The following is a 23,372-nucleotide window of genomic DNA, read 5'->3' on the forward strand; positions in this document are numbered from 1 at the left end:
TGGCGACATACGGAGCTGACGAATACTAATAGATCGAGGACTTAACCAAATTTTACTTAACAAACTTCAATGTAATTTATCCAGTTTTGAGAGAATAATAAAAACTTTTCTAAAATAGCAAAAAACACTTGCTAAATTTTAAAAAAGATGATATAATTATTCTTGTCCTTAGGTAATACAATAGTCTAGTGACGATGGCAAAGAGGTCACACCTGTTCCCATGTCGAACACAGAAGTTAAGCTCTTTAGCGCCGATGGTAGTTGGGGGTTTCCCCCTGTGAGAGTAGGACGTTGCTAGGCGATCATATTATTCCGAAGTAGCTCAGTGGTAGAGCATCCGGCTGTTAACCGGACGGTCGTAGGTTCGAGTCCTACCTTCGGAGCCATTTTTGGAGAGCTGTCCGAGTGGCCGAAGGAGCACGATTGGAAATCGTGTAGGCGAGTAACCTTGTCTCAAGGGTTCAAATCCCTTGCTCTCCGCCATACACATTTTAATTTATTATATGGCCCCTTGGTCAAGCGGTTAAGACACCGCCCTTTCACGGCGGTAACACGGGTTCGAATCCCGTAGGGGTCACCATTTATAACATATCCGGAGGATTAGCTCAGCTGGGAGAGCACCTGCCTTACAAGCAGGGGGTCGGCGGTTCGATCCCGTCATCCTCCACCATTTAAATTAATAATACCATTATCGCGGGGTGGAGCAGTTCGGTAGCTCGTCGGGCTCATAACCCGAAGGTCACAGGTTCAAATCCTGTCCCCGCAACCAAATGGTCCGGTAGTTCAGTTGGTTAGAATGCCTGCCTGTCACGCAGGAGGTCGCGGGTTCGAGTCCCGTCCGGACCGCCATTTTTTTAAAAAGAATATTAAATTATTATGGGTCAGTAGCTCAGTTGGTAGAGCATTAGATTGAAGCTCTAAGTGTCGGCGGTTCGATTCCGTCCTGACCCACCATAATAATGCCGGTGTAGCTCAGTTGGTAGAGCAACTGACTTGTAATCAGTAGGTCGAGGGTTCGACTCCTTTCGCCGGCACCATGTTTTTCTGGAGGGGTAGCGAAGAGGCTAAACGCGGCGGACTGTAAATCCGCTCCTTCGGGTTCGGCGGTTCGAATCCGTCCCCCTCCACCATTTTTTTATTTTAGGGGCATAGTTTAACGGTAGAATAGAGGTCTCCAAAACCTTTGATGTGGGTTCGATTCCTACTGCCCCTGCCAATTTAAATTATATAATGGCGGTTGTGGCGAAGTGGTTAACGCACCTGATTGTGGTTCAGGCATTCGTGGGTTCGATTCCCATCAGTCGCCCCATTTAATTTTTGACAATAAAACAATTCAGATATAATAATATTATGGCGGTTGTGGCGAAGTGGTTAACGCACCTGATTGTGGTTCAGGCATTCGTGGGTTCGATTCCCATCAGTCGCCCCATATTATTGGGGTATAGCCAAGCGGTAAGGCAACGGATTTTGATTCCGTCATGCCCTGGTTCGAATCCAGGTACCCCAGTTAAATTTGCGGAAGTAGTTCAGTGGTAGAACACCACCTTGCCAAGGTGGGGGTCGCGAGTTCGAACCTCGTCTTCCGCTCCATTTTTTATTTACGGCGGCATAGCCAAGTGGTAAGGCACAGGTCTGCAACACCTCTACCACCGGTTCAAATCCGGTTGCCGCCTCCAATTATTTTAAAAATAACTAAAAATGATCTATAATCATATTATGCCGGTGTGGCGGAATTGGCAGACGCGCACGACTCAAAATCGTGTTCTTTCGAGAGTGTCGGTTCGACCCCGACCACCGGTATCCTAAATATAAATTTTCTAAAGAGTTCTCATTACGAGAGCTCTTTTTTGTTGTCTAAATTTCTTTCTGTGAATAGCGAAGTGAAATTAATCATCAGCAATGACTTTTTGTAATTTAACAAAGTTCATAATTGAAGGAATAACAATAGTGGCATTTAAGTACAAGATACTCTATAGGCACAGTCATTCAATGTTAGCTATAAGGTGCTGGTTTTCTAAATAAGATATTGCAAAATTGGAGGTGGAATTATCTATAATGGAGATTGATTAGGAGTTTGAGTAGGTTACTACAATATTTTATGAACTTAATGAAGAGGGGGAAAGGACTAAAAAAAGGAGGGAAATTTCTCTCCTCTTTTTTATTATTAGCAGTTATAGAAACAAGATCAAGATTTATTGACTTTTATTCCGAAGAAACACATAAAAATTTAACAGGTTTATTTGCGAGATTCAACCAATAATGCGGACTACTAGAGTCGATGATAATGGAGTCATGTTCTTTTAAATGATATTCTTCATCATTAATTTGTACGGTCAGCTTACCATCTAAAACATACAGAAATTCTTTTCCGTGATGAGTAAATTGATTCCCCTTGTTTTCTCCAGGATTAAGAATTATTAGAAGTGGGTTAAAGCCAAGGCCTGTATGATTGCCGGACAGGTCCTTGTAAACGAATTGGTTGACAGTCAAATCCGCACTGTTATTAATTCCCCGAATGACAGTAGGCTGATTTTGTTCTGTTTCTGTGTTGAAAAAGTAACTAGGATTTACTTGAAGTACTTCGGATATTTTCTTGAGCGATTCCAGTGTTAGAGATGATTTCATACGCTCAACTTGTGATAGAAAACTGATGGATAGATTAGTCTTATCTGCAATTTCCTTAAGGGTTAATTTTCTTTCTTTTCGTAGGCTTTTAATTTTATCTCCAATTGTTTTGTCCATAACAATACCTCATCTCAATTTATGTAATGCATACAACATTATATATTTAAAAAATAAAGTTGACAGAATATTAACTCTAATCTAATATTAGGTTATTATAATTTAAGTAATACTTCAATAATGTTGAACTTACACTTAAATTATAAAACATATGTTAATAAATAACTAGAGACTCTTTTTATAAGTAATTTTGAAACAGTATATTAAAAATTGGATTGGAGAGATTTAAATGATTATTAAAAAAGTATATACAACAGTTGATGTACATGTTGCAGGCGAACCATTACGAATAATAACGGACGGGCTACCCGAGATAAAAGGTGATACGCAATTGGAAAGACGTGCTTATTGCATGGAACATCTTGATTATATAAGAGAAGTACTGATGCTTGAACCGAGGGGGCATCATGGTATGTATGGATGTATTATTACGCCCCCTGCAAGCCCTCATGCAGATTTTGGAGTACTGTTTATGCACAATGAAGGTTGGAGTACGATGTGTGGACATGGAATTGTTGGTGTGATCACGATGGGGATAGAAACAGGTCGTTTCATCGTGACAGAAGAAAATCAGAAATTTATCATCGATAGTCCTGCAGGTGAAATAGTAGCTTATGCAAAATGCAATGGTTCTATTGTGGAAGCGGTTTCTTTTGAAAATGTTCCGTCATTTGTATTGGAAAAAGATATGCCTGTAAGTATTGATGGTTATGAATTCAATGTTGATATCTCATTTGGAGGTGCTTTCTACGCAGTTGTTAAAAGCAAAGAGATGAGCTTGAAAGTAAATACTAAAGATTTACCTGCAATTCAAAAATGGGGAACAAAAATCAAACGATACATCGAAGATAAAATAGATGTAGTTCATCCACTTGAAAGTGGTCTTCGTGGCATTTATGGTGTTATTTTCTCAGATGATCCAGTAGGAGAGAATGCAGATTTGCGCAATGTTACAATTTTTGCAGATGAACAAATCGACCGCTCACCTTGTGGTACAGGTACGTGCGCAAGACTAGCAAGCCTTTATGCACATGGTGAATTAGAAGACCAGGGAAGCTTTGTTCACGAAAGTATCACAGATGGCCAATTCATTGGAGAGATTTTATCGATTAGCAATGTAGTGGGGTATCAAGCGGTCATTCCAAAAGTTACAGGAGAAGCTTTCTTAACAGGTTTCCACCAATTTTTAGTTGATCCACGCGACACTTTACCAAGAGGATTTTTACTGGAAGAGATTTGATAGTTTCGAGCTTTAGAGAAAGAATGGACGGTGTAAGATGTTAAAGTGGTGGAAAAAGAAGAATTTTTTTATCCAAGTCGCAATTGGTGCAGTGATTGGAATAATTATTGGTTTGGTTTTTGGACAGCAAACAGGTTATCTTAAACCAATCGGTCATATATTCATCAGATTCCTTCAAACGTTAATTGTACCGTTGACTTTCTTTGTTCTAATTGATGGTATTACAAATTTACCAGGAATGAAATCATTAAAATCGATTGAGGTTCTGCAAGGGGTGCAGATATTGTCATGATGGCAATATTAATGTCCACATTAGGATTACCACTTGAAATAGTAGCAATTTATGCTGCTGTATAACCACTTATTGATACTGGAAACACAGTAAATAATATCGCTGGTGATTTAACGGGAACCGCAATTGTGCACACGCATTTTGGCGATGAAATAGAATCTCTTGAAGAAGCTAAGGAAGCTTCCTTGCCAGAATCAAAAATGGTGGTTCAATAATCTCATAGAGTAACTTGTGTTTGGTGGGAATTTCAGTACTGGAGGAAAAGATATGTTGATTTTAAGTGCACGTGAACAAAAGAATTTGATGGATATGAATGAGGTAATGGACTGTGTTGCGCAAGCATTAAATGAATTTTCCGCATCGAGAACTGAAACACCAATTCGGTTGTCACTTCCTTTTGGCCTATCAAATACAGGACTTGTCATGCCTTCCGTTGCAAAAGAGTTGCAAACAATGGGGGTGAAGTATGTAACGGTTGTTCCCGATAATAAGAAAACTGGCAAAACTATTCAGGGTGTCGTTTTATTGTCTGATATTGAAACTGGTGAACCGTTAGCTTTGCTTGAAGGCTCTTTTTTAACTCTTATTCGAACAGGTGCATTATCGGGTGTTGCGACAAAGTACTTTGCACGTGAAAATGCGAAAGTACTAGGTGTTATTGGAACTGGTGAACAGGCAAAAGGTCTTTGTGAAGCAGTTATGGCTGCAAGATCTATTGAAGAAATCCATTTATTTAATCGTAGTGATGCAAAAGCTAAAGAGTTTGCTCAGTTCTTAGAAGAAAACTTTAATGTGAAAACAGTGCTTTATGATAATCCAAATGAAGTAGTGCGTAAAGCAGATATTCTAGTGACTGCAACGAGCTCGACAATTCCGGTCTTCACTGAAGCATTGAAACCAGGTACGCACGTAAACGCGGTGGGCTCATTCCGTCCAACGATGCAGGAATTACCGTCAAGTGCAATTGCTTCAGCACATAAAGTTATTGTAGAAGCAAAAGACGCAGCTCTGGAAGAGACAGGCGATTTACATATGCCGATTCAAGAAGGAGTGTTCTCTGAAACTGGTATTCATGCAGAGCTTGGAAAAGTGGTAAGTGGGGAACGACCAGGTAGAGAAAATGATGAGGAAATTACCGTTTTTAAATCTGTGGGTCTTGCGATTGCAGATATAGTTGTCGCGAAATATTTGTATGATAAGGCCATTGCGAATAAAGCAGGGGTGCATGTGGAATTATAAGCAAATTGACTAAATAACTAGGCATATTGGTGCCATATTTAATAGTTATGGAAGATACCAGGGAACTGGAACTTAAAGAGCTAAGTTAGTTAACTGTTGATGACATCAAATACACTACTGTCGGTTTTGTAGAATATACTAATAAAGAAATGGAAGAAAATATTGAAATATTCTCTTTCCGAATGAAAGTCGATGAGAACTTATTTGTGATCGAGAGTAATGAGGAATTTGAGAAGCTTCCTGTAGCATTTAAAGAAATAGATGTTTAGAAAAGAGAGGGGCTGAAAGAGTGCTCCTTTTTTTTTGTATATGTCTGCATATAGACCGCTTAGCAATTTACTGGATGGTAGAGGTTTTGATATTAACAGTTCACAATGTAATAAAAGTTACATATTGTAACCTATTTTAAAGTGGTTTTACAGCAGAGTGATAATACATCGGGAATAAGTAAGTCAATGAATGCTTCTTTATTCGCTTTTCATATATAGAGTTTGTTAAAGTAGAAATAAGAACAGAATATATTATTAGGAGTTTTAAGAAATGAAAATACGTCCAAAGAGATTGCAGGTTGGAGATACGGTTGGGATAATTGCACCTGCTAGTCCACCAAATTTAGAGAAGTTAACAAAGTCATTCGCTTTTTTAGAGGAGCTTGGCCTGAAATACGTTATTGGAAAGTCTGTACAACTGAAGAATGGTTATTTGGCAGGAACTGATGAGGAACGTTTATCGGATTTACATGAAATGATTGAAGATCCTAATATTGCTGCTATTTTCTGTGCTAGTGGAGGGTATGGAGCTGCGCGTATTGCAGAACGTATTGATTATCAATTACTAGAGGAGAATCCTAAAATCTTCTGGGGATTTTCAGATATTACGTATTTACATACCGCTTTTGGTTTGTATTCTGATATTGTGACTTTTCATGGTCCAACTTTATCAAGTATGGGGCGAGAAGATGTAGCAGAACGTTCTAAGCATATGTTTAAGCAGTTGTTTGAACCTGCTGAGATTCACTATGAAGAAGATATCTCTACGCTTACAGCAGTTTCTGGTGGAGCTGCAAGAGGAGAACTAGTAGGTGGAAATCTAACGTTAATTGTCAGCAGTATTGGTACTAAGTATGAAATCGATACTAAAGGAAAGATATTGCTTATTGAAGATATTGGTTTAGAGCCAGCCCAAATTGATGGTCTACTCAATCAGTTAAAGCTAACACGTAAGCTAGATGAAGTAGCAGGTGTTATTATCGGAGAGTTTACAAACGCAGAGCCTAAAGAATATGTAGATTCACTCACAATAGATGAAGTATTTGCTCATTATTTTGGTAATTTAGGTAAACCAGTAGTGAAAGGATTCAAAATTGGACATTGTGAACCAAATGTAGCAATTCCATTAGGTGTGGACGCAATTTTAGATGCAGATCGTAAGCATTTAGCTATTTTACCTGGTGTTCAGTGATACCATACAGTTAGGTAAATTCACTGCTTAAATAATAGTTGGAAATTCAATGGGTTTAGGCATAATTCTTCAATCGTTACCTTATAATACAATAACTTCTTGTTAATAAATTTTGCTTAAAATAAATAACATTTACTATGTTACTCATCTCTCTTAGAGGTGAGTTTTTTATTTATTTCTATTAATATATCCATGTAATGATGGAATGAAAAAGTAAATTCATTAATTTATAAATAATTGATATTAAAGTAAATTTCTGTTAATGTATTTTTATGATATTATCAGAATATTATAAAAATGATAGGAGTGGTAGAGTGAAGTATTTTTTATCAGTAGACATGGAAGGGATTACGGGTTTACCAGATTACACTTTTGTATCTCAATCAGAAAATAATTATGAACACTCTAGAAAAATTATGACAGATGAGGCCAATGCGATAATAGGTGCTGCTTTTAAAAGTGGAGCGAAAGAAGTGCTAGTAAACGATAGCCATTCCAAAATGAATAATTTGTTAGTTGAGGAATTGCATGAGGATGCAGATTTGATCACGGGAGATTTAAAGCCGCTCTCAATGGTTCAAAACGTAGATGAAACTTTTGATGGGGTAATGTTTGCAGGATATCATGCGAGAGCAGGGCAACCTGGAGTAATGAGCCATTCAATGACATTTAGCATTCGAACAATGTTCATTGATGATGTGGAAATTGGTGAAATTGGCTTTAATTCATATGTGGCTGGTTATTTTGGGGTGCCAGTTATTTTTCTAGCTGGTGATGATTGTGCTTGTCGTGAGATTGAGGCACTTATTCCTGGTGTTGTAACTGCAGCAGTAAAAGAATCAATTTCAAGATCGGCTGTGAAGACACTACATCCTAAAAAAGCACATGCATTGTTAGCTGAAAAGGCGGCTGAAGCGATTGCGAAAAAAGATTCAATTAAACCACTTGTACCACCAGCTACACCAACATTACGTATAGAATTCACAAATTATGGGCAAGCCGAGTGGGCTGCATTAATGCCAGGAACGAGAATTATTGAAGGCACAACAATGGTGGAATTTAAGGCAAAAGATATTCTAGAAGCATATAGAGCAATGCTTGTAATGGCAGAGTTGGCATACCAAACACGATATTGCTGACAAGGAGGAGGGTTTGAATGATTCAATATATTATAAAGCGCTTCTTCATGATGGTTTTAACAGTGTTGCTTATTGCGACATTGACGTTTTTTTTAATGCATGCAATACCAGGATCACCATTTGATGATGATCGTACTTCAAATCCTACAATTCAAGAAAATCTAGAAAAATACTATAAGCTAGATCAGCCATTGCCGGTGCAATATATGAACTATTTAAAGGCGATAGTTACGTTCGATTTTGGTCCTTCTATTAAGAAACCAAATGACTCTGTTAATAGCTTATTGGCCAGGGGATTCCCTATTTCATTTGAGCTAGGGATCATAACGATACTAGTTGCGGTTTTATCAGGGGTAACGTTAGGCACTTTAGCAGCACTCCGGCATAACGGAATAATTGATTATTTTGCGATGACTTTTGCGGTTATAGGTATTTCAATTCCTAACTTTATTTTAGCAACTTTGCTTATTCAAATTTTTGCAGGTGAACTGAAGTGGTTACCCGCGGCAACTTGGCAGAGCCCGCTTCATATGATATTGCCTACTTTAGCATTAGCAACAGGACCTATGGCGATTATTGCAAGGCTTACTCGTTCTAGCATGTTAGAGGTACTGACACAGGATTATATAAAGATGGCTAGAGCAAAAGGTTTGAAACCGTCTAGAATAATAATCCGGCATGCACTACGAAATGCGATGATGCCTATCGTGACAATTATGGGGACGATGCTAGCTGGAATTTTAACAGGCACCTTCGTTATTGAACGTATTTTCGCAATTCCAGGTATGGGAAAATACTTCGTTGAAAGCATTAATAATCGTGACTATCCCGTAATCATGGGCTCAACTGTTTTTTATAGTGCATTTTTAGTATTCATGCTATTCCTAGTTGATATCGTATATGGCATTTTAGATCCGCGTATTAAATTGCACAAAAAAGAAGGTGAATCATCATGACCAATATAAAAGACGATGAAATAAAAGACGTGTGGTTTAAGCCTAAAGCGAAAAATTTGGAGAAGGCTGAAATGGTTGTAAGGCCGTCATTATCGTATTGGGCAGATGCTTGGCGTAAGTTAAAAAAGAATAAGTTAGCAATGTTAGGGATGTTTTTTTTAATATTCCTTGCCATTATGGCTATATTTGTTCCGATATTTTCTCCGTATTTGGTTACAGCCACTGATTACCCTAGTCAAAATAAAGCGCCTTCTATGACGCATTGGTTTGGAACGGATGAAGCAGGGCGAGATGTGTTTACAAGAACATGGTATGGCGCACGAATTTCTTTGTTTGTAGGTTTGATGGCAGCACTTATAGATTTTTTTATAGGTATTATTTATGGCGGTATAAGTGGTTATAAGGGTGGTAAAGTGGATTTAATTATGATGCGAATCATTGAAGTTTTATATGGTCTTCCACATTTACTTGTAGTTATTTTGTTAATGGTCGTAATGGGATCTAGCTTAACAACAATCATTGTTGCCTTAACAATTACAGGATGGGTAGGAATGGCACGTATTGTACGTGGCCAAGTGTTGCAATTAAAAAATTATGAATTCGTAACAGCTTCTAAGTCTTTTGGGGCTAAGACTTCACGTATCATACGAAAAAATCTGTTACCAAATACTATGGGCCCAATTATTGTACAGATGACACTAACAGTGCCAAGTGCAATTTTTGCAGAAGCCTTTCTAAGCTTTTTAGGCTTAGGTATTAGTGCGCCATTTGCCAGCTGGGGTGTAATGGCAAACGATGCATTGCCTGTTATTTTATCGGGACATTGGTGGAGATTGTTTTTCCCAGCATTATTTATTTCATTAACGATGTTTGCATTTAATGTTCTGGGTGATGGGCTACAAGATGCACTTGATCCAAAATTAAGGGGGTGAATGGCATGGTACGTGAACAAGCGCTGCACAACAATTCTATGGGGCAGCCAACATTAGAGGGAAAAGAGAGAGTGAAAGAAAAAATCTTACAGGTGGAAGATTTACAAGTGACTTTTACTACATTTGGCGGCGTAGTTCAGGCTGTAAGGGGTGTCACATTTGATTTGCATAAAGGTGAGACACTTGCCATTGTAGGAGAATCTGGTTGTGGTAAAAGCGTTACATCAAATGCGATTATGGGATTAATTCCACAACCCCCGGGAAAAATTACAAACGGCAAAGTAATCTTTAAAGGAAAAGATTTAACCTCTTTTAAAAAATCTGATCTTCGTAAAATCCAAGGGCTAGATGTGTCTATGATTTTTCAAGATCCAATGACTGCATTAAATCCAACGATGACAATTGGAGAACAATTGACTGAGGGGCTACGTACGCATCATAAGATAAGTAAGGCGGAAGCTAAAACTAAGGCAATTGAAATGCTCTTACTTGTAGGAATATCAAATCCTAGTGAACGATTAAACCAGTACCCCCATCAATTTTCTGGTGGTATGAGGCAGAGAATTGTTATAGCAATCGCATTAATTTGTGAACCTACCTTATTAATAGCGGATGAACCAACAACAGCTTTAGATGTAACCATTCAAGCACAAATTTTGGAACTGTTTGAAGAGATTCAAAAGAAAACAGGCGTCTCCATTATCTTAATAACACATGACTTGGGTGTGGTTGCTAAAATAGCCGATCGAATTGCAGTTATGTACGCAGGCAAGATTATTGAAATAGGTACGAAGCGAGAAATCTTTTATGAACCTACACACCCTTATACAAAAGGATTATTAAATTCAGTTCCTAGACTAGATTTAGTAGAGGAAGAATTAGAGCCGATTGAAGGAACACCGCCTGATTTATTTGCGCCACCAGTAGGCTGTGCTTTTACAGCGAGATGTCCATATGCGATGGAAGTTTGTAATCATGTATATCCAGTGGCAACATCGCTATCTGAGAAGCATAAGGTAGATTGTTGGTTACAAGATGAACGCGCAAAAGGTTTATTTAACTGAAAATGGTGAGGGGCACATTGTGCTTAATATATTTCACAAAAGAGTTAAAGGGGGATTATTTATGAAAAAGTGGTTAACAGTTTTATTCGTAGCAGTATTTGCAATTGTTTTATCCGCTTGTACGGCAAATAAAGACGCAGGCAAAGAACCGTCATCCACTGAGGGTGGGGGAGATGCCAAGGAAAAAGTACTTTATTTAAATAACGGTAGTGAACCAACTTCTTTCGATCCGTCTGTCGGTTTTAATGCAGTATCTTGGAATGCATTAAATAACTTGATGGAAGGTTTAGTTCGCTTTAATGACAAAGATCAACCTGTAGAAGCGACAGCTGAAAAGATTGCTGTTTCTGATGATGGATTAACTTATACTTTTACAATTCGAGATGGAGCAAAATGGTCAAATGGCGATGCAGTAACGGCGGGAGATTTTGTTTTTGGATGGCTACATATGCTTGATCCAGAAACAGCTTCACCAGCCGCATTCTTAGCTTATCCAATTGATGGCGCTGAAGCTTATAACACTGGAAAAGGTAAAGCGGAGGAAGTAGCTATTAAAGCGACTGATGATAAGACATTTGAAGTGAAGCTGAATGCACCAACTGATGCGTTCTTGAGCATAATTACTAATCCAAGCTTCTTCCCGGTAAATGAGAAAGTTGCAAAGGAAAATCCAAAATGGTTTGCAGAAGCAGATTCATTTGTCGGTAATGGACCATTCAATTTATCAGAATGGGAGCATGATGTGAAATTCGTATTTAAAAAGAATGATCAATATTGGGATAAAGACGCTGTAAAGCTTGATAAAGTTGATTGGGCAATGGTGAATGATACGAATACTGAATATCAAATGTACAAATCAAATGAGCTAGATGTATCGGGTGTACCTGCAGAACTAGCAGAACAGTTAAAGAACGATAAAGAGTTACATGTAGAAGACCAAGCAGGCATATACTTCTACCGATTTAATGTAGAGAAAAAGCCATTTACAAACAAAAAAATTCGCCAAGCTTTTGCTAAGGCAGTAGACCAAGAAAATATCGTGCAATATGTAACGAAAAATGGTGAGAAATCAGCGCATGGTTTTGTAACATATGGCTTCACAGGTCCAGACGGTAAAGAATTCCGAGAATCAGTTGGAGACCTAGTCTCTTTAGATAAAGAAGGGGCAAAGAAATTATTAAAAGAAGGTATGAAAGAAGAAGGATGGTCTAAGCTTCCAAAAGTGACATTAACGTATTCAACAAGCCCAGAACATCAAAATATTGCGGTAGCTTTACAAAGTCAAATAAAAGATGCTCTAGGTGTAGATGCAAAACTACAAAACGTAGAAGCGAGTGTATTCTTAGCTGAACAAAAAGAGCTGAAGCATCAAACATCTCGTTCATCATTCTTATATGACTATGCAGATCCAATCAATGCAATTGAAAGTTTTATTACAGATTCCCCTATGAACCGTACAGCATGGTCAAACAAAAAATTTGATAGTTTGATTAAATCTGCTAAACAAGAAACAGATGCAACAAAACGATGGGAAACTCTACAAGAAGCAGAGCGTGTGTTAATCGACGAAGCGCCAATTGTACCATTATATTTCTATAACCAAGTGTCATTAGAGAAACCTAATGTATCAGGTATTGTTCGCCATCCAGTTGGTTACACGGAACTGAAATGGGCAGACAAAAACTAAAGAGTAGCGGTGCCTATTATAGGCACTGCACTTTCTTTAATAAGTGAGGGAATGTATATGTTACGTTCCTTGATTTATTTTAGAAAGGGAGGAAATGATGATGAAAAATAGACCTATGAGACTTCAAAAGGGCGACACGATTGGGATTATAGCGCCATCTAGTCCACCAAACCAGGAAAGTTTACAACATTCACTCACATTTCTTGAAGGGCTTGGTTTGCATTATAAATTTAGTCCATCAGTAGAGAATATTTATGGTTATTTAGCAGGTACCGATGAAGAGAGACTAAATGATCTACATGCTATGTTCGCGGACCCTACAATTGCTGGCATCATATGCGCTGGTGGTGGTTACGGCTCAGCACGTTATACGGATAAAATCGACTTTCAGCTCCTTGCAAATAATCCTAAAATCCTCTGGGGCTATTCGGATATTACATTTCTACATACAGCGATAGGAAAGTACTCTAATTTCATTACCTTTCATGGCCCAATGTTAGCTTCGGATGTTGGTAGACCTACATTCCGAGAAAAGTCAGGTCAAATGTTCAAACAACTTTTCCAACCAATGGAGTTACAGTATACAGAGGATTACTCACCATTAGAGACAATGGTTGCAGGAGTGGCAAAAGGAGAAATTACAGGTGGTAATTTAAGTCTTTTATCCAATGGACTTGGAACAGAATTTGAAGTCGATACGAGAGGAAAACTTCTATTAATTGAGGATGTAGATGAAGAGCCTTATAGAATAGATTGTATGCTTAATCAATTACGACAAGCGGGTAAATTGCAAGGTGCAGCAGGCATTATTGTAGGTGATTTTAGCAATACTGAGCCGAAAAAGAGAAAGGTCTCATTAAATCTGGAAGAAGTGTTAACTCACTATTTAGGCGCTTTAAATGTACCAGTAGTAAAGGGCTTTAAAATTGGGCATTGTGAACCTCATTTTGCAATACCGTTAGGCGCAGAAGCTATTTTGAATGCGAATGATATAACATTGACCATTTTACCGGGGGTCCAATAAGTGAAGGGGTGAAAAGTCATGATTATCCAATCTATTGATGTATTTCAAGTTGCAGTACCATTAAAAAAACCATTTAAAACTGCGTTACGCACAGTAACGGTCGCAGAATCCATTTATGTACGTGTAACAGTAGAAGATGGGCGGGTAGGTTGGGGCGAGGCACCACCAACATTTGTCATCACAGGAGAAACTTTGGCTAGTATTCAATATGCAATTGAAAAAGTGTTTGCACCATTATTAAAGGGGCAGGATCTCCGATTTTATGAGCAGGTTTTTAAAAAGCTGCATACTGCGTTGGTTGGAAATACAAGTGCTAAGGCGGCAATTGATATGGCATTGTATGATCTATTTGCGCAACGAGCAGATTTACCCCTACATCAGTTCTTGGGTGGATATAAAAAGGAGATAGAAACTGATTATACAGTAAGCGTTAATGCTCCGGAGGAAATGTCAGCTGATGCATCAAAATATATTGCTAAGGGATTTAATGTATTGAAAGTAAAAGTAGGTATTGGTGAAATTACTGATGATATTGCTAGGATAAAAGCAATTCGAGATGAAATTGGCTATAAAACGAAACTTCGACTAGATGCTAATCAAGGTTGGAATGCAAAGGAAGCTGTGTACGCCATTTCTAAAATGGAAGATTTAGGTCTAGATATAGAATTGATTGAACAACCCGTAATAGCACATGATGTGCATGGGTTAAAATTTGTAACGGATCATACATTAACACCAATTATGGCTGATGAAAGTGTCTTTTCAGTTCATGATGCAAAAACTATTTTAGAAATGCGTGCAGCGGATTTAATTAATATTAAATTGATGAAAGCAGGAGGGATTTATCAAGCCTTGAAAATCAATGCATTAGCTGAAAGCTATGGGGTGCAATGTATGACAGGGAGTATGATAGAAACCAAAATAGGTATTACCGCTGCAGCACATTTTGCGGCTAGTCAACCAAATATACAATATTACGATTTTGATGCTCCTCTAATGTTGAAATTTGAAACAATCAAGGGGGGCGTAACATATAAAGAAAGAAATATTACCTTCTCAGAATGTTGTGGATTAGGCATTGAAGAAGTATATACAGGGGGGAATTAAAATGACCACATTACATAATATTTGGCATTGCTCAGTTGCAGTAGCATCTATTTGGACGAAGCCAGAATCAGCTCGAGATATTGATCAGCCAGCTATTACAAACCCTGTACATCTAGTTAAATGGTTAGAAGCGCTTCCTTATAAAGAACGTTTAGACTTATGTGATAGTAATAGAGTCCAAACGCAGTTATTGTTTGGAGAACCTGTAATAGTAGAGGAAATTCAAGGAGAATGGGCAAAAGTGATTGCCATCTTACAACCTACCCATAAGGATGAAAGAGGCTATCCAGGTTGGGTACCTTTGGTGCAATTATCGAAACAAAAACTTTTGGATTCAACGGAATGTATCATTGTGAATGTGGACAAAACTCAATTATGGTCTGAAGATGCTACACCACAAATTGTCTTAACTTTTAATACAATATTGCCTGTATTAGACGAGAAAGCACAATATTATATCGTTGATACACCAACAGGAAGAGGAAAAGTATTAAAATCGAGTGCTATAAAATATACAGGAGACATTGTACAGTCGATGGATAAGGCTGTACAGTTTGGTCTTTACTTTTTGGATTTACCGTACATTTGGGGTGGTATGTCATCGTATGGATATGACTGCTCTGGTTTTACTTATAATATGGCAAAAGCTTGCGGTCTACGAATTCCGAGGGATGCAGGTGACCAAGCTACATATGGTATGGCTATATCAAAGGACAATGAAGAGGAATGGCGAGTTGGAGATTTATTATTCTTTGCAGATGAAAAGGGTACCAAGCCGGTGAGGCATGTAGGTTTTTACTACGGTAAAGGACAAATGCTTCATTCTCCACAAACCGGTAAATCGGTTGAACTAATAAAACTTGCAGGCACAATATTCGAGGAAGAAATCTGTGCTGTTAGACGCTATGGACCGGGAGTGAAAACAACATGACAGAAAAAGTGATTTTATCGGTGCAAAATTTGAAAAAACATTTTGATTTAGGCAAAGGTACAACATTAAAGGCAGTAAATGGTATAAGCTTTGACGTGATGGAAGGCGAGACATTTGGGTTAGTTGGCGAGTCTGGGTGTGGCAAATCTACAGCAGGAAGAACAATTTTAGGACTGTATAATCGTACAGATGGGAAAGTCTTATTCGAGGATGAAGATGTCCATTCAATGACAGAGAAGGAACGCAACAACTTCTTGAAAAAGATGCAAATGATTTTCCAAGATCCATATGCATCATTAAATCCGCGTTCTACTGTCTTTGAAATAATTGCAGAACCAATAGAAATCCATCATTTAAATAAATCGAAAGAAGAACTAAAAGAGAGAGTATATGAGCTACTAGAGGATGTTGGTCTGAATCGTGATCATGCCAATCGATATCCTCATGAATTCTCAGGTGGTCAACGTCAAAGAATCGGAATTGCCAGGGCATTAGCACTTGAACCGAAGTTTATAATTGCCGATGAACCGATTTCAGCTTTGGATGTGTCTGTCCAAGCTTCAGTGGTAAAACTATTGCAGAAGCTCCAAAAGGAAAAAGGTTTAACGTATTTATTTATTGCACATGATTTATCGATGGTAAAATATATTTCAAAACGAATTGGCGTTATGTATTTAGGGCAAATGGTAGAATTGACGACAAGTAAACAATTGTACAATGATCCTCTACATCCATATACACAAGCTTTATTATCAGCTATTCCTATTCCTGATCCGGATATAGAGGAGAAAAGGGAACGTATTATTCTTGAAGGGGAATTGCCAAGCCCTATCAATCCACCAACAGGCTGTGTTTTCCATACCCGCTGTCCAATGGCAAAAGCAGTTTGTTCACAACTACAACCAAAATGGTTAGAAAAAAGCGAAGGGCATTATGTAGCTTGCCATTTATATGATGAAGAAGTGCTTGGGATGGAGCAATTTGAGACGATTGCCCACTAAATAACATATAAAAAACGCGCTCTCCACGAAGGAGAAGCGCGTTTTTTCGTAACGGCAGATCGGGTGATGCTTAACTAATAATTTGTGGGCCTTTGCATTGGTTGGTCATTGGTCACAGTTAATATGTTATCTAGTAAGCGAATATCTTTTCGAACATCTTCAAGTTCAGTATCTACTTCTGTAAGTGAACGCTTTGAAGGTTTGTGTTCTTCGCCTTTTTCCACTTGTACAAAAGCGACACGTTGTAATTCAGAGGATAGCTCATGTACTTTTTTCGCTAATATGCTTTTCAGTTTTACTGCTTCTGCTAATGTAATAGCTCCTACTATAAAACCTCCTTAAATTTCAAGAGATTGTTGAGCATTGAATAATAGACCTGTTGTGAAGTCGCCGCCATGCACTTGTGAGAACATTTTGCCTGCAGCCGCTAATAATGCAATGCTATTTTCAATAGACAAAGATGGACGTAAATAGAACACTTGAAGTGCTTCGGTCGTGTTCTCTGTCACAGCTGTCCGTTTCGAATCAACAAAGGGGCTACCAAAAGGTCCTTTTGCATCTGACGTAACAATAATATTATGTAGCGAATTAAAGCGGCCATTTAATCCTTCATAGCCCGTTTCCTTATCACCAAGAGATACAGTCAAATTACCATCTAAATTTTCAATATCATATATTCCAACTGGCATTTCGTATTGTAATGAAAAGAAATTATTTACATCTACCGCTGAATGAAATGGCGCGATGTAGTTTTGCTTGGCAATACGACGCATCAAACTTTCAGCGGAGTGACGGTAGCGATTTGGATCAGCACCAAGCGCTTTCCAAAGTTTACGCCATTCAGAAATACCAGCACGCTCAGTTACAGGGCTGTCCTGTAATTCTAGAAATAAGTTTTCTTGATATAACTGTGTACGTCCTTTAATCATTTGAGGAGATTCAGACACGACAATTTTGGTATAATGGATAATGCCGATTTTAAAGTCTGGTACTTTGTTAAGTAAAGTAGAATCTAGTGCAACTTTTATCATGAACATCACCTATATTTTGTATTTTCACAAGTGTAACATATAGAAAGGAGTAGAACCAAGTGATTGTCAACGACTTGCAAGAAGAGCTGATTGAGTATGCAAAAACCATTGGCATAGATAAAATTGGTTTTACATCCGCTGCACCATTTATTGAGTTAAAGAACTTATTACTTCGCCAGCAGGAGCTTAATTTTCAATCCGGCTTTGAAGAATCTGATATTGAAAAACGTACTGAACCAGCCCTATTACTAGAAGAGGCACAGAGTATTATTGCTATCGCAATTGCTTATCCATCACGAATGGAAAATGCACCTAAAGGTAAGCGGGGTGAGCGCAGAGGTATTTTCTGCCGAGCGTCATGGGGAATGGATTATCATACAGTGCTTCGCGAAAAATTAGCGTTACTTGAAGTATTTCTACAGGAAAAAGTTCCGCACGCTAAAATGCGTTCAATGGTGGATACAGGAGAGTTATCTGATCGTGCTGTAGCCGAACGAGCTGGCATTGGATGGAGTGCAAAAAATTGCTCAATCATAACTCCAGAATTCGGTTCTTACGTTTATCTAGGAGAAATGATTACGAATATCCCATTCGCTCCAGATGCACCAATGACTGACCAATGTGGGGATTGTACGCTGTGTATTGATGTATGCCCTACAGGTGCCATAGTACAAGCAGGTCAATTGAACTCGAACCGCTGTGTAGCATTTTTGACGCAAACAAAAGGGTTTTTACCCGACGAGTATCGTACAAAAATCGGTAATCGAATTTATGGCTGTGATACTTGCCAAACGGTTTGTCCAAAGAATAAAGGCAAACTTAATTGGCTACATGATGCCTTTAAGCCAGATCCTGAAATTGCGAAACCTCTACTTGAACCGTTATTAACTATTTCAAATAAGGAATTCAAAGCGAAATTCGGCTATATTTCTGGTTCCTGGAGAGGGAAGAAGCCAATTCAGCGTAATGCTATTATTGCTCTTGCTCATTTCAAAGAAGAATCTACCATGCCAAAATTGATTGAAGTTTTACAGAATGACGAACGTCCAGTAATTCGTGGAACCGCTGCATGGGCTATTGGTAAAATGGGTGTAGTAGAAGCAAAAGAAATTTTACAGATAGCACTACAAAAAGAACAGGATCCTGAGGTTATAATAGAAATAGAAAAAGGATTAGCCTTTTTAGCACAAAAATAAAGGAAGTGTCAAAGTTGTCTTTGCATATCGTTTTATATCAACCAGAAATTCCAGCTAACACTGGTAATATCGCTAGAACTTGCGCAGGTACAAATACAAGCTTACATTTAATTCGTCCACTAGGGTTTTCGACGGACGACAAAATGTTAAAAAGAGCTGGATTAGATTATTGGCATAGCGTAAATATTACGTATTATGATTCAGCAGATGAATTTTTTGAAAAGAATGATGGTGGGTCATTTTATTATATTGAAACATATGGTGATAAAGCCTATTCAGATTTTGATTTTAGTAACCAAGATGAAGAGATTTTCTTTATTTTTGGAAAGGAAACGACAGGAATTCCGATGGAGTTAATAGAAGGAAACAAAGATCGTTGCTTGCGTATTCCACAAAGTGATCATATACGCTCATTAAATCTTTCAAATACTGCAGCTATTTTAATCTATGAAGCAATGCGCCAACAAAATTTCCCTGGCTTAAAATAAAAAAAGGACAGCCTATAAGTAGGTTGTCCTTTTTTATACGATGTATTATTTTTCAGAAGTTCCTTGTTTGTCTTCATAACCTGCAGTGAAAATTGCAGTTAAGAATGCTACACAAACACCAAGAATTAAAATTAATTTCATGGAAGTACCCTCCTCATGTTTATAAAAAGTTCTTTATCAAGTATAGCCTACTTTATATAAAAATGAAATATTCGCAGTTATAAAATTATGGCAGAAATCGTTCTTTATTATTTGCAAAGAACATATTAATCGAATAGGATGAAAGAAAGGTGCTAATAATTCATAAGTAATGCATTTTTGTTAAAGGAGCGGATAATATGGATAACAATGAAAAGCAACCAGAAAACGGCTCAATGGCAACTTCTATGGAGGAGCTTAAACAATTAGGCAAGCAAATGGATAAAATGCGTGATGGTGAGGAGCTTGAGCGTGATGGTCGCATACAAGATCCTGTCCAGTCAGATAAAGCACCATCAATTCATCCACGTGATTAAAAAATGCCCATTGCATCTAAATATGCAGTGGGTATTTTTGCGAATGATTAAGATAAGAAAGTTAATTGGAATGCAAATAAAATAGCAAATACATAAAGCAACGGATGCACTTTTTTTGCCTCGCCTTTCGCTATTTTTAGAATAGGGTAAGAGATAAATCCGAAGGCAATTCCTGTCGCAATACTTGAAGTAAGCGGCATGATTAAAAATGCCGGGAAAGCCTCTTCAAATTTCTCCCATTCGATTTCTTTAATAGAACCAATCATCAACGTACCCACAATGATTAATATGGGTGAAGTAATCGCAGAAACTCCTGAAATAGCACTAACTAAAGGTCCAAAGAATGAAGCAGCGACGAATAGAATAGCGACAGTTAAACTCGTTAAGCCTGTACGACCACCAGCAGCAACCCCAGCAGAAGATTCAATAAATGCCGTAGTTGGACTTGTCCCAAACATCGCACCAAAAGTTGTAGCAACTGAGTCTGCTAACAATGCTTTGCGAGCGCGTGGTAATTTACCATTCTTCATTAAACCCGCTTGTTTCGCAACCCCAATCATAGTCCCAGTCGTATCAAATAGTGTAACTAAGATGAACGAAAATACAACGCCGTATAATCCATAAGAAATAACCTGGCCGATAGCTTCAATCGGATTCCAGACTAATATGCCTTCAGGAAGATGAGGAACTGCAACCACCTTTTCAATATGTAATTGATTTGTTAAAGTTGCAACAATACCTGTAGTAAACATACCGATAAATAGGGCACCACTGACATTGCGTACTATTAAAATGACAGTAACAAATAAACCGAATAATGTTAGTAGCACGCCGGGAGAAGTTAAATCACCTAGCATCACTAAGTTACTTTCACTATCGACAATAATATTCCCCATACGCAAGCCTAGGAAAGCAATAAATAAACCAATACCGGCAGCAATTGCCCGTTTTAAATTTTCAGGAATTGCTAAAATAAGTTTTTCACGCAGTGGTGTTAGTGATAACAGAACGAAAATAATACCTGATACGAAAACAGCAGCAAAACCAGTTAAATAATCAATATTACCTTCCGATGATACGACGATTGAATAAGTAAAATATGCATTTAACCCAATACTTGGCCCGATAACGAGTGGATAATTCGCAAATAGCGACATCCATAAAGTACCTATAACGATGGCAATTATTGTCGCTATGAAAACTTGGTCAAGTGGAACCCCAGATGCAGATAACATACTTGGATTCACAACAACAATGTATATCATAGTAAAGAATGTAGTTATTCCTGCTATAAGTTCAGTCTTAACATTCGTTTCATTTTCCTTTAAACGAAACATTTTAATACCTTCTTTCTTGGAAGTGAACGATTTTGATGATGTGAAATATGTTATTTGTGCATATTCGAGAAATAACAAGGGTTTATTAATGATTTCTATTTGAGGAATCAACTCTTTTCCCAAAGTCTTTATTCTCGAAAAAATTTGATTACATTTGTATAATGAAATTAATCAATTAGAAGGAGTTGTGCGATGTGTTGAATATTACATCTACAAAAACACTACATAACGGCGTAGAAATGCCACGTTTTGGCCTTGGTGTGTACAAAATGACTGATCGTGATGAAGCAATTCAAGCGATGACCACTGCAATTGATGCAGGGTATATGGCAATTGACACAGCTTCACTATATAACAATGAAGTAGAGGTCGGGGAAGCAGTCAAAGCTTCTAATGTAAAACGTGAAGATTTATTCATTACATCAAAAGTTTGGAACACTGATCAGGGCTATGATGAAACTTTACGCGCTTTCGAGACTTCATTAAAGAAATTAGATATGGATTACTTAGATTTATATTTAACTCACTGGGCGGTTCCTGATAAATTCAAAGACACATATCGTGCGATTGAACGCTTATATGATGAAAAGCTACTTCGCGCAACAGGTGTTTCTAACCATCAAATTCACCATCTAGAAGAAATATTTGCTACAGCCAATGTCAAACCAATGGTCAACCAGATTGAAGTACACCCATACTTAACACAAGTAGAAGTACGTGACTTCTGTACAGCAAATGACATCGCCGTTACAGCATGGTCTCCATTAGCTAGAGGTAAAACCATAGATGATGAAACTATCACTAGTATTGGCCAAAAATACGGAAAATCTGCAGCACATGTAGTCATTCGTTGGCATTTGCAATTGGGCAATATTGTTATTCCGAAATCAGTAACACCAAGTCGTATAAAAGCAAATGCTCAAGTATTCGATTTCGAACTTACAAACGAAGACATGCAACTAATTAGCGCACTAAACAAGGACGAAAGAACAGGAGCAGATCCGGATAACTTTAGTTTTAAATTTTAATGTTGAAGGCTTTCGCTAAGTTGCAACTTGGTAACGCTTGAAACGTATATTTAGGTACGCTTTAGGGAATGTGTTAGAAGAAAAAATAATAAAAAACGCGAGAAGAAAATGTTGTGTTTTCTTCTCGCGTTTTTTTATTTTATTGCTTGAGAAGCGCCAAAGCGGGAGTGAGAAGAGCTAAAGCCAGCGAGTAGCGTCAAAGCCAGAGCAAGTAGAGCTAAAGCCCGAGTGAGTAGCGCCAAAGCCAGCGAGTAGCGCCAAAGCCCGAGCGAGTAGCGCCAAAGCCCGAGTGAGAAGCGCCAAAGCGGTAGTGAGTAGAGCTAAAGCCAGCGAGAAGCGCCAAAGCGGTAGTGAGTAGAGCTAAAGCCAGAGCGAGTAGCGCTAAAGCCCGAGTGAGAAGCGCCAAAGCGGTAGTGAGTAGAGCTAAAGTCAGTGAGTAGCGCCAAAGCCAGAGCGAGTAGAGCTAAAGCCAAAGTGAGTAACGCTAAAGCCAGCGAGTAGCGCCGAAGCGGTAGTGAGTAGAGCTAAAGCCAGCGAGTAGCGCCAAAGCCAGAGCAAGTAGCGCTAAAGTCTGAGTGAGAAGCGCCAAAGAGGGAGTGAGAAGAGCTAAAGCCAGAGCGAGTAGCGCCAAAGAGGGAGTGAGAAGAGCTATAGCCAGCGAGTAGCGCTAAAGCCCGAGTGAGAAGCGCCAAAGCGGTAGTGAGAAGAGCTAAAGCCAGAGCGAGTAGCGCCAAAGCGGTAGTGAGTAGAGCTAAAACCCGAGTGAGAAGCGCCAAAGCCAGCGAGTAGAGCTAAAGCCAAAGTGAGTAGCGCCAAAGCCAGAGCGAGTAGCGCTAAAGCCCGAGTGAGTAGCGCCAAAGCGAGAGTGAGAAGAGCTAAAGCCAAAGTGAGTAGCGCTAAATCCAAAGCAAGTAACACCAATCCCTACCCAAATTTCCCAATAAAAAAGTACCTCCAAGCAA

At 38.4% G+C, this 23,372-nt stretch carries 22 protein-coding genes, 16 tRNA genes and 1 rRNA gene; 34 read left to right on the top strand and 5 right to left on the bottom strand.

Going from position 1 to position 23,372, the window contains the following annotated elements:
* Positions 1-184: 184 nt before the first annotated feature.
* The 17 genes from rrf (at position 185) to ACQKM9_RS13210 (ending at position 1,800) form a co-directional block, all read left to right on the top strand.
* Positions 185-300 (top strand): 5S ribosomal RNA (rrf, locus tag ACQKM9_RS13130).
* A gap of 11 nt (positions 301-311) precedes the next feature.
* Positions 312-386: transfer RNA gene (locus ACQKM9_RS13135), tRNA-Asn, on the top strand.
* Positions 387-391: 5 nt separating this feature from the next.
* Positions 392-483 (top strand) — tRNA-Ser (locus tag ACQKM9_RS13140).
* A 22-nt stretch (positions 484-505) separates the two neighbouring features.
* A tRNA-Glu gene (locus ACQKM9_RS13145) sits at positions 506-580 on the top strand.
* A gap of 14 nt (positions 581-594) precedes the next feature.
* Positions 595-670: transfer RNA gene (locus ACQKM9_RS13150), tRNA-Val, on the top strand.
* A 22-nt stretch (positions 671-692) separates the two neighbouring features.
* Positions 693-769: transfer RNA gene (locus tag ACQKM9_RS13155), tRNA-Met, on the top strand.
* Positions 770-772: 3 nt separating this feature from the next.
* Positions 773-849, top strand: a tRNA-Asp gene (locus tag ACQKM9_RS13160).
* A gap of 29 nt (positions 850-878) precedes the next feature.
* Positions 879-954 (top strand) — tRNA-Phe (locus tag ACQKM9_RS13165).
* 7 nt (positions 955-961) lie between these two features.
* Positions 962-1,037, top strand: a tRNA-Thr gene (locus ACQKM9_RS13170).
* A gap of 9 nt (positions 1,038-1,046) precedes the next feature.
* Positions 1,047-1,130 (top strand) — tRNA-Tyr (locus ACQKM9_RS13175).
* A 12-nt stretch (positions 1,131-1,142) separates the two neighbouring features.
* Positions 1,143-1,216 (top strand) — tRNA-Trp (locus ACQKM9_RS13180).
* Between the two features lie 17 nt (positions 1,217-1,233).
* Positions 1,234-1,309: transfer RNA gene (locus ACQKM9_RS13185), tRNA-His, on the top strand.
* Between the two features lie 44 nt (positions 1,310-1,353).
* Positions 1,354-1,429: transfer RNA gene (locus ACQKM9_RS13190), tRNA-His, on the top strand.
* A gap of 6 nt (positions 1,430-1,435) precedes the next feature.
* A tRNA-Gln gene (locus ACQKM9_RS13195) sits at positions 1,436-1,507 on the top strand.
* 8 nt (positions 1,508-1,515) lie between these two features.
* Positions 1,516-1,590, top strand: a tRNA-Gly gene (locus tag ACQKM9_RS13200).
* A gap of 12 nt (positions 1,591-1,602) precedes the next feature.
* Positions 1,603-1,676, top strand: a tRNA-Cys gene (locus ACQKM9_RS13205).
* Between the two features lie 42 nt (positions 1,677-1,718).
* Positions 1,719-1,800: transfer RNA gene (locus ACQKM9_RS13210), tRNA-Leu, on the top strand.
* A gap of 402 nt (positions 1,801-2,202) precedes the next feature.
* Here the strand turns inward: ACQKM9_RS13210 and ACQKM9_RS13215 are convergent.
* Positions 2,203-2,742: a helix-turn-helix domain-containing protein gene (locus ACQKM9_RS13215; protein ID WP_427734805.1), complete on the bottom strand. Its 540-nt coding sequence runs from the start codon at positions 2,740-2,742 to the stop codon at positions 2,203-2,205.
* 229 nt (positions 2,743-2,971) lie between these two features.
* Here ACQKM9_RS13215 and ACQKM9_RS13220 point away from each other — a divergent pair, with 229 nt between their 5' ends.
* The 13 genes from ACQKM9_RS13220 to ACQKM9_RS13280 all read left to right on the top strand — a co-directional run bounded on the left by ACQKM9_RS13220 (position 2,972) and on the right by ACQKM9_RS13280 (position 16,815).
* Positions 2,972-3,982, top strand: coding sequence for a proline racemase family protein (locus ACQKM9_RS13220; protein ID WP_427734806.1), 1,011 nt, complete (start codon positions 2,972-2,974; stop codon positions 3,980-3,982).
* A gap of 37 nt (positions 3,983-4,019) precedes the next feature.
* Positions 4,020-4,274 carry a cation:dicarboxylate symporter family transporter gene (locus tag ACQKM9_RS13225; RefSeq protein ID WP_427734807.1) on the top strand — a complete coding sequence of 85 codons (255 nt, stop codon included), beginning with the start codon at positions 4,020-4,022 and terminating at the stop codon, positions 4,272-4,274.
* Positions 4,275-4,541: 267 nt separating this feature from the next.
* The gene (locus tag ACQKM9_RS13230) at positions 4,542-5,513 is read left to right on the top strand and encodes an ornithine cyclodeaminase family protein (protein ID WP_427734808.1); all 972 of its coding nucleotides are present in this window, start codon (positions 4,542-4,544) and stop codon (positions 5,511-5,513) included.
* Between the two features lie 540 nt (positions 5,514-6,053).
* Positions 6,054-6,974: a S66 peptidase family protein gene (locus ACQKM9_RS13235; RefSeq protein ID WP_427734809.1), complete on the top strand. Its 921-nt coding sequence runs from the start codon at positions 6,054-6,056 to the stop codon at positions 6,972-6,974.
* Positions 6,975-7,288: 314 nt separating this feature from the next.
* Positions 7,289-8,113, top strand: a complete 825-nt coding sequence (locus tag ACQKM9_RS13240) for a M55 family metallopeptidase (protein ID WP_427734810.1) — start codon at positions 7,289-7,291, stop codon at positions 8,111-8,113.
* A gap of 17 nt (positions 8,114-8,130) precedes the next feature.
* Positions 8,131-9,069, top strand: a complete 939-nt coding sequence (locus ACQKM9_RS13245) for an ABC transporter permease (RefSeq protein WP_427734811.1) — start codon at positions 8,131-8,133, stop codon at positions 9,067-9,069.
* Positions 9,066-10,001 (top strand): ABC transporter permease, encoded by a 936-nt coding sequence (locus ACQKM9_RS13250; protein ID WP_427734812.1) that lies wholly within the window; start codon positions 9,066-9,068, stop codon positions 9,999-10,001. Before ACQKM9_RS13245 ends, ACQKM9_RS13250 begins: the two co-directional genes overlap by 4 nt.
* 38 nt (positions 10,002-10,039) lie before the next feature.
* Positions 10,040-11,065: an ABC transporter ATP-binding protein gene (locus ACQKM9_RS13255; protein ID WP_427734931.1), complete on the top strand. Its 1,026-nt coding sequence runs from the start codon at positions 10,040-10,042 to the stop codon at positions 11,063-11,065.
* A gap of 61 nt (positions 11,066-11,126) precedes the next feature.
* The gene (locus ACQKM9_RS13260) at positions 11,127-12,752 is read left to right on the top strand and encodes a peptide ABC transporter substrate-binding protein (protein WP_427734813.1); all 1,626 of its coding nucleotides are present in this window, start codon (positions 11,127-11,129) and stop codon (positions 12,750-12,752) included.
* Positions 12,753-12,852: 100 nt separating this feature from the next.
* On the top strand, positions 12,853-13,776 hold the full coding sequence (locus tag ACQKM9_RS13265) for a S66 peptidase family protein (protein ID WP_427734814.1): 924 nt from the start codon (positions 12,853-12,855) through the stop codon (positions 13,774-13,776).
* Between the two features lie 18 nt (positions 13,777-13,794).
* Entirely contained in the window at positions 13,795-14,883 is a 1,089-nt protein-coding gene (locus ACQKM9_RS13270) for a dipeptide epimerase (RefSeq protein ID WP_427734816.1), read from the top strand.
* Position 14,884: 1 nt separating this feature from the next.
* Complete coding sequence (locus ACQKM9_RS13275) at positions 14,885-15,814, top strand: NlpC/P60 family protein (RefSeq protein ID WP_427734817.1); 930 nt, start codon at positions 14,885-14,887, stop codon at positions 15,812-15,814.
* Complete coding sequence (locus tag ACQKM9_RS13280; protein ID WP_427734818.1) at positions 15,811-16,815, top strand: ABC transporter ATP-binding protein; 1,005 nt, start codon at positions 15,811-15,813, stop codon at positions 16,813-16,815. Before ACQKM9_RS13275 ends, ACQKM9_RS13280 begins: the two co-directional genes overlap by 4 nt.
* 74 nt (positions 16,816-16,889) lie before the next feature.
* Here the strand turns inward: ACQKM9_RS13280 and ACQKM9_RS13285 are convergent, their stop codons facing one another.
* Both ACQKM9_RS13285 and ACQKM9_RS13290 read right to left on the bottom strand, forming a co-directional pair.
* The gene (locus ACQKM9_RS13285) at positions 16,890-17,039 is read right to left on the bottom strand and encodes a hypothetical protein (protein ID WP_427734819.1); all 150 of its coding nucleotides are present in this window, start codon (positions 17,037-17,039) and stop codon (positions 16,890-16,892) included.
* A gap of 114 nt (positions 17,040-17,153) precedes the next feature.
* Complete coding sequence (locus tag ACQKM9_RS13290) at positions 17,154-17,843, bottom strand: B3/B4 domain-containing protein (protein WP_427734932.1); 690 nt, start codon at positions 17,841-17,843, stop codon at positions 17,154-17,156.
* Positions 17,844-17,905: 62 nt separating this feature from the next.
* On the opposite strand from ACQKM9_RS13290, the gene queG reads away from it, so the two are divergent.
* The 3 genes from queG (at position 17,906) to ACQKM9_RS13305 (ending at position 20,045) form a co-directional block, all read left to right on the top strand.
* Entirely contained in the window at positions 17,906-19,042 is a 1,137-nt protein-coding gene (queG, locus tag ACQKM9_RS13295) for a tRNA epoxyqueuosine(34) reductase QueG (RefSeq protein ID WP_427734820.1), read from the top strand.
* Between the two features lie 14 nt (positions 19,043-19,056).
* On the top strand, positions 19,057-19,530 hold the full coding sequence (trmL, locus tag ACQKM9_RS13300; RefSeq protein WP_427734821.1) for a tRNA (uridine(34)/cytosine(34)/5-carboxymethylaminomethyluridine(34)-2'-O)-methyltransferase TrmL: 474 nt from the start codon (positions 19,057-19,059) through the stop codon (positions 19,528-19,530).
* 338 nt (positions 19,531-19,868) lie between these two features.
* Positions 19,869-20,045, top strand: coding sequence for a hypothetical protein (locus ACQKM9_RS13305; protein ID WP_169786375.1), 177 nt, complete (start codon positions 19,869-19,871; stop codon positions 20,043-20,045).
* Between the two features lie 47 nt (positions 20,046-20,092).
* Here ACQKM9_RS13305 and ACQKM9_RS13310 read toward each other — a convergent pair whose 3' ends face one another.
* Complete coding sequence (locus ACQKM9_RS13310) at positions 20,093-21,382, bottom strand: NCS2 family permease (protein ID WP_427734822.1); 1,290 nt, start codon at positions 21,380-21,382, stop codon at positions 20,093-20,095.
* 197 nt (positions 21,383-21,579) lie between these two features.
* On the opposite strand from ACQKM9_RS13310, the gene ACQKM9_RS13315 reads away from it, so the two are divergent.
* Positions 21,580-22,410 (top strand): aldo/keto reductase, encoded by an 831-nt coding sequence (locus tag ACQKM9_RS13315; protein WP_427734933.1) that lies wholly within the window; start codon positions 21,580-21,582, stop codon positions 22,408-22,410.
* 751 nt (positions 22,411-23,161) lie between these two features.
* Here the strand turns inward: ACQKM9_RS13315 and ACQKM9_RS13320 are convergent.
* The gene (locus ACQKM9_RS13320; protein WP_427734823.1) at positions 23,162-23,368 is read right to left on the bottom strand and encodes a hypothetical protein; all 207 of its coding nucleotides are present in this window, start codon (positions 23,366-23,368) and stop codon (positions 23,162-23,164) included.
* Between the last annotated feature and the right edge of the window lie 4 nt (positions 23,369-23,372).

Source organism: Viridibacillus sp. NPDC093762 (assembly GCF_050279675.1).
In the GTDB taxonomy this organism is placed as follows: Bacteria; Bacillota; Bacilli; order Bacillales_A; family Planococcaceae; genus Viridibacillus.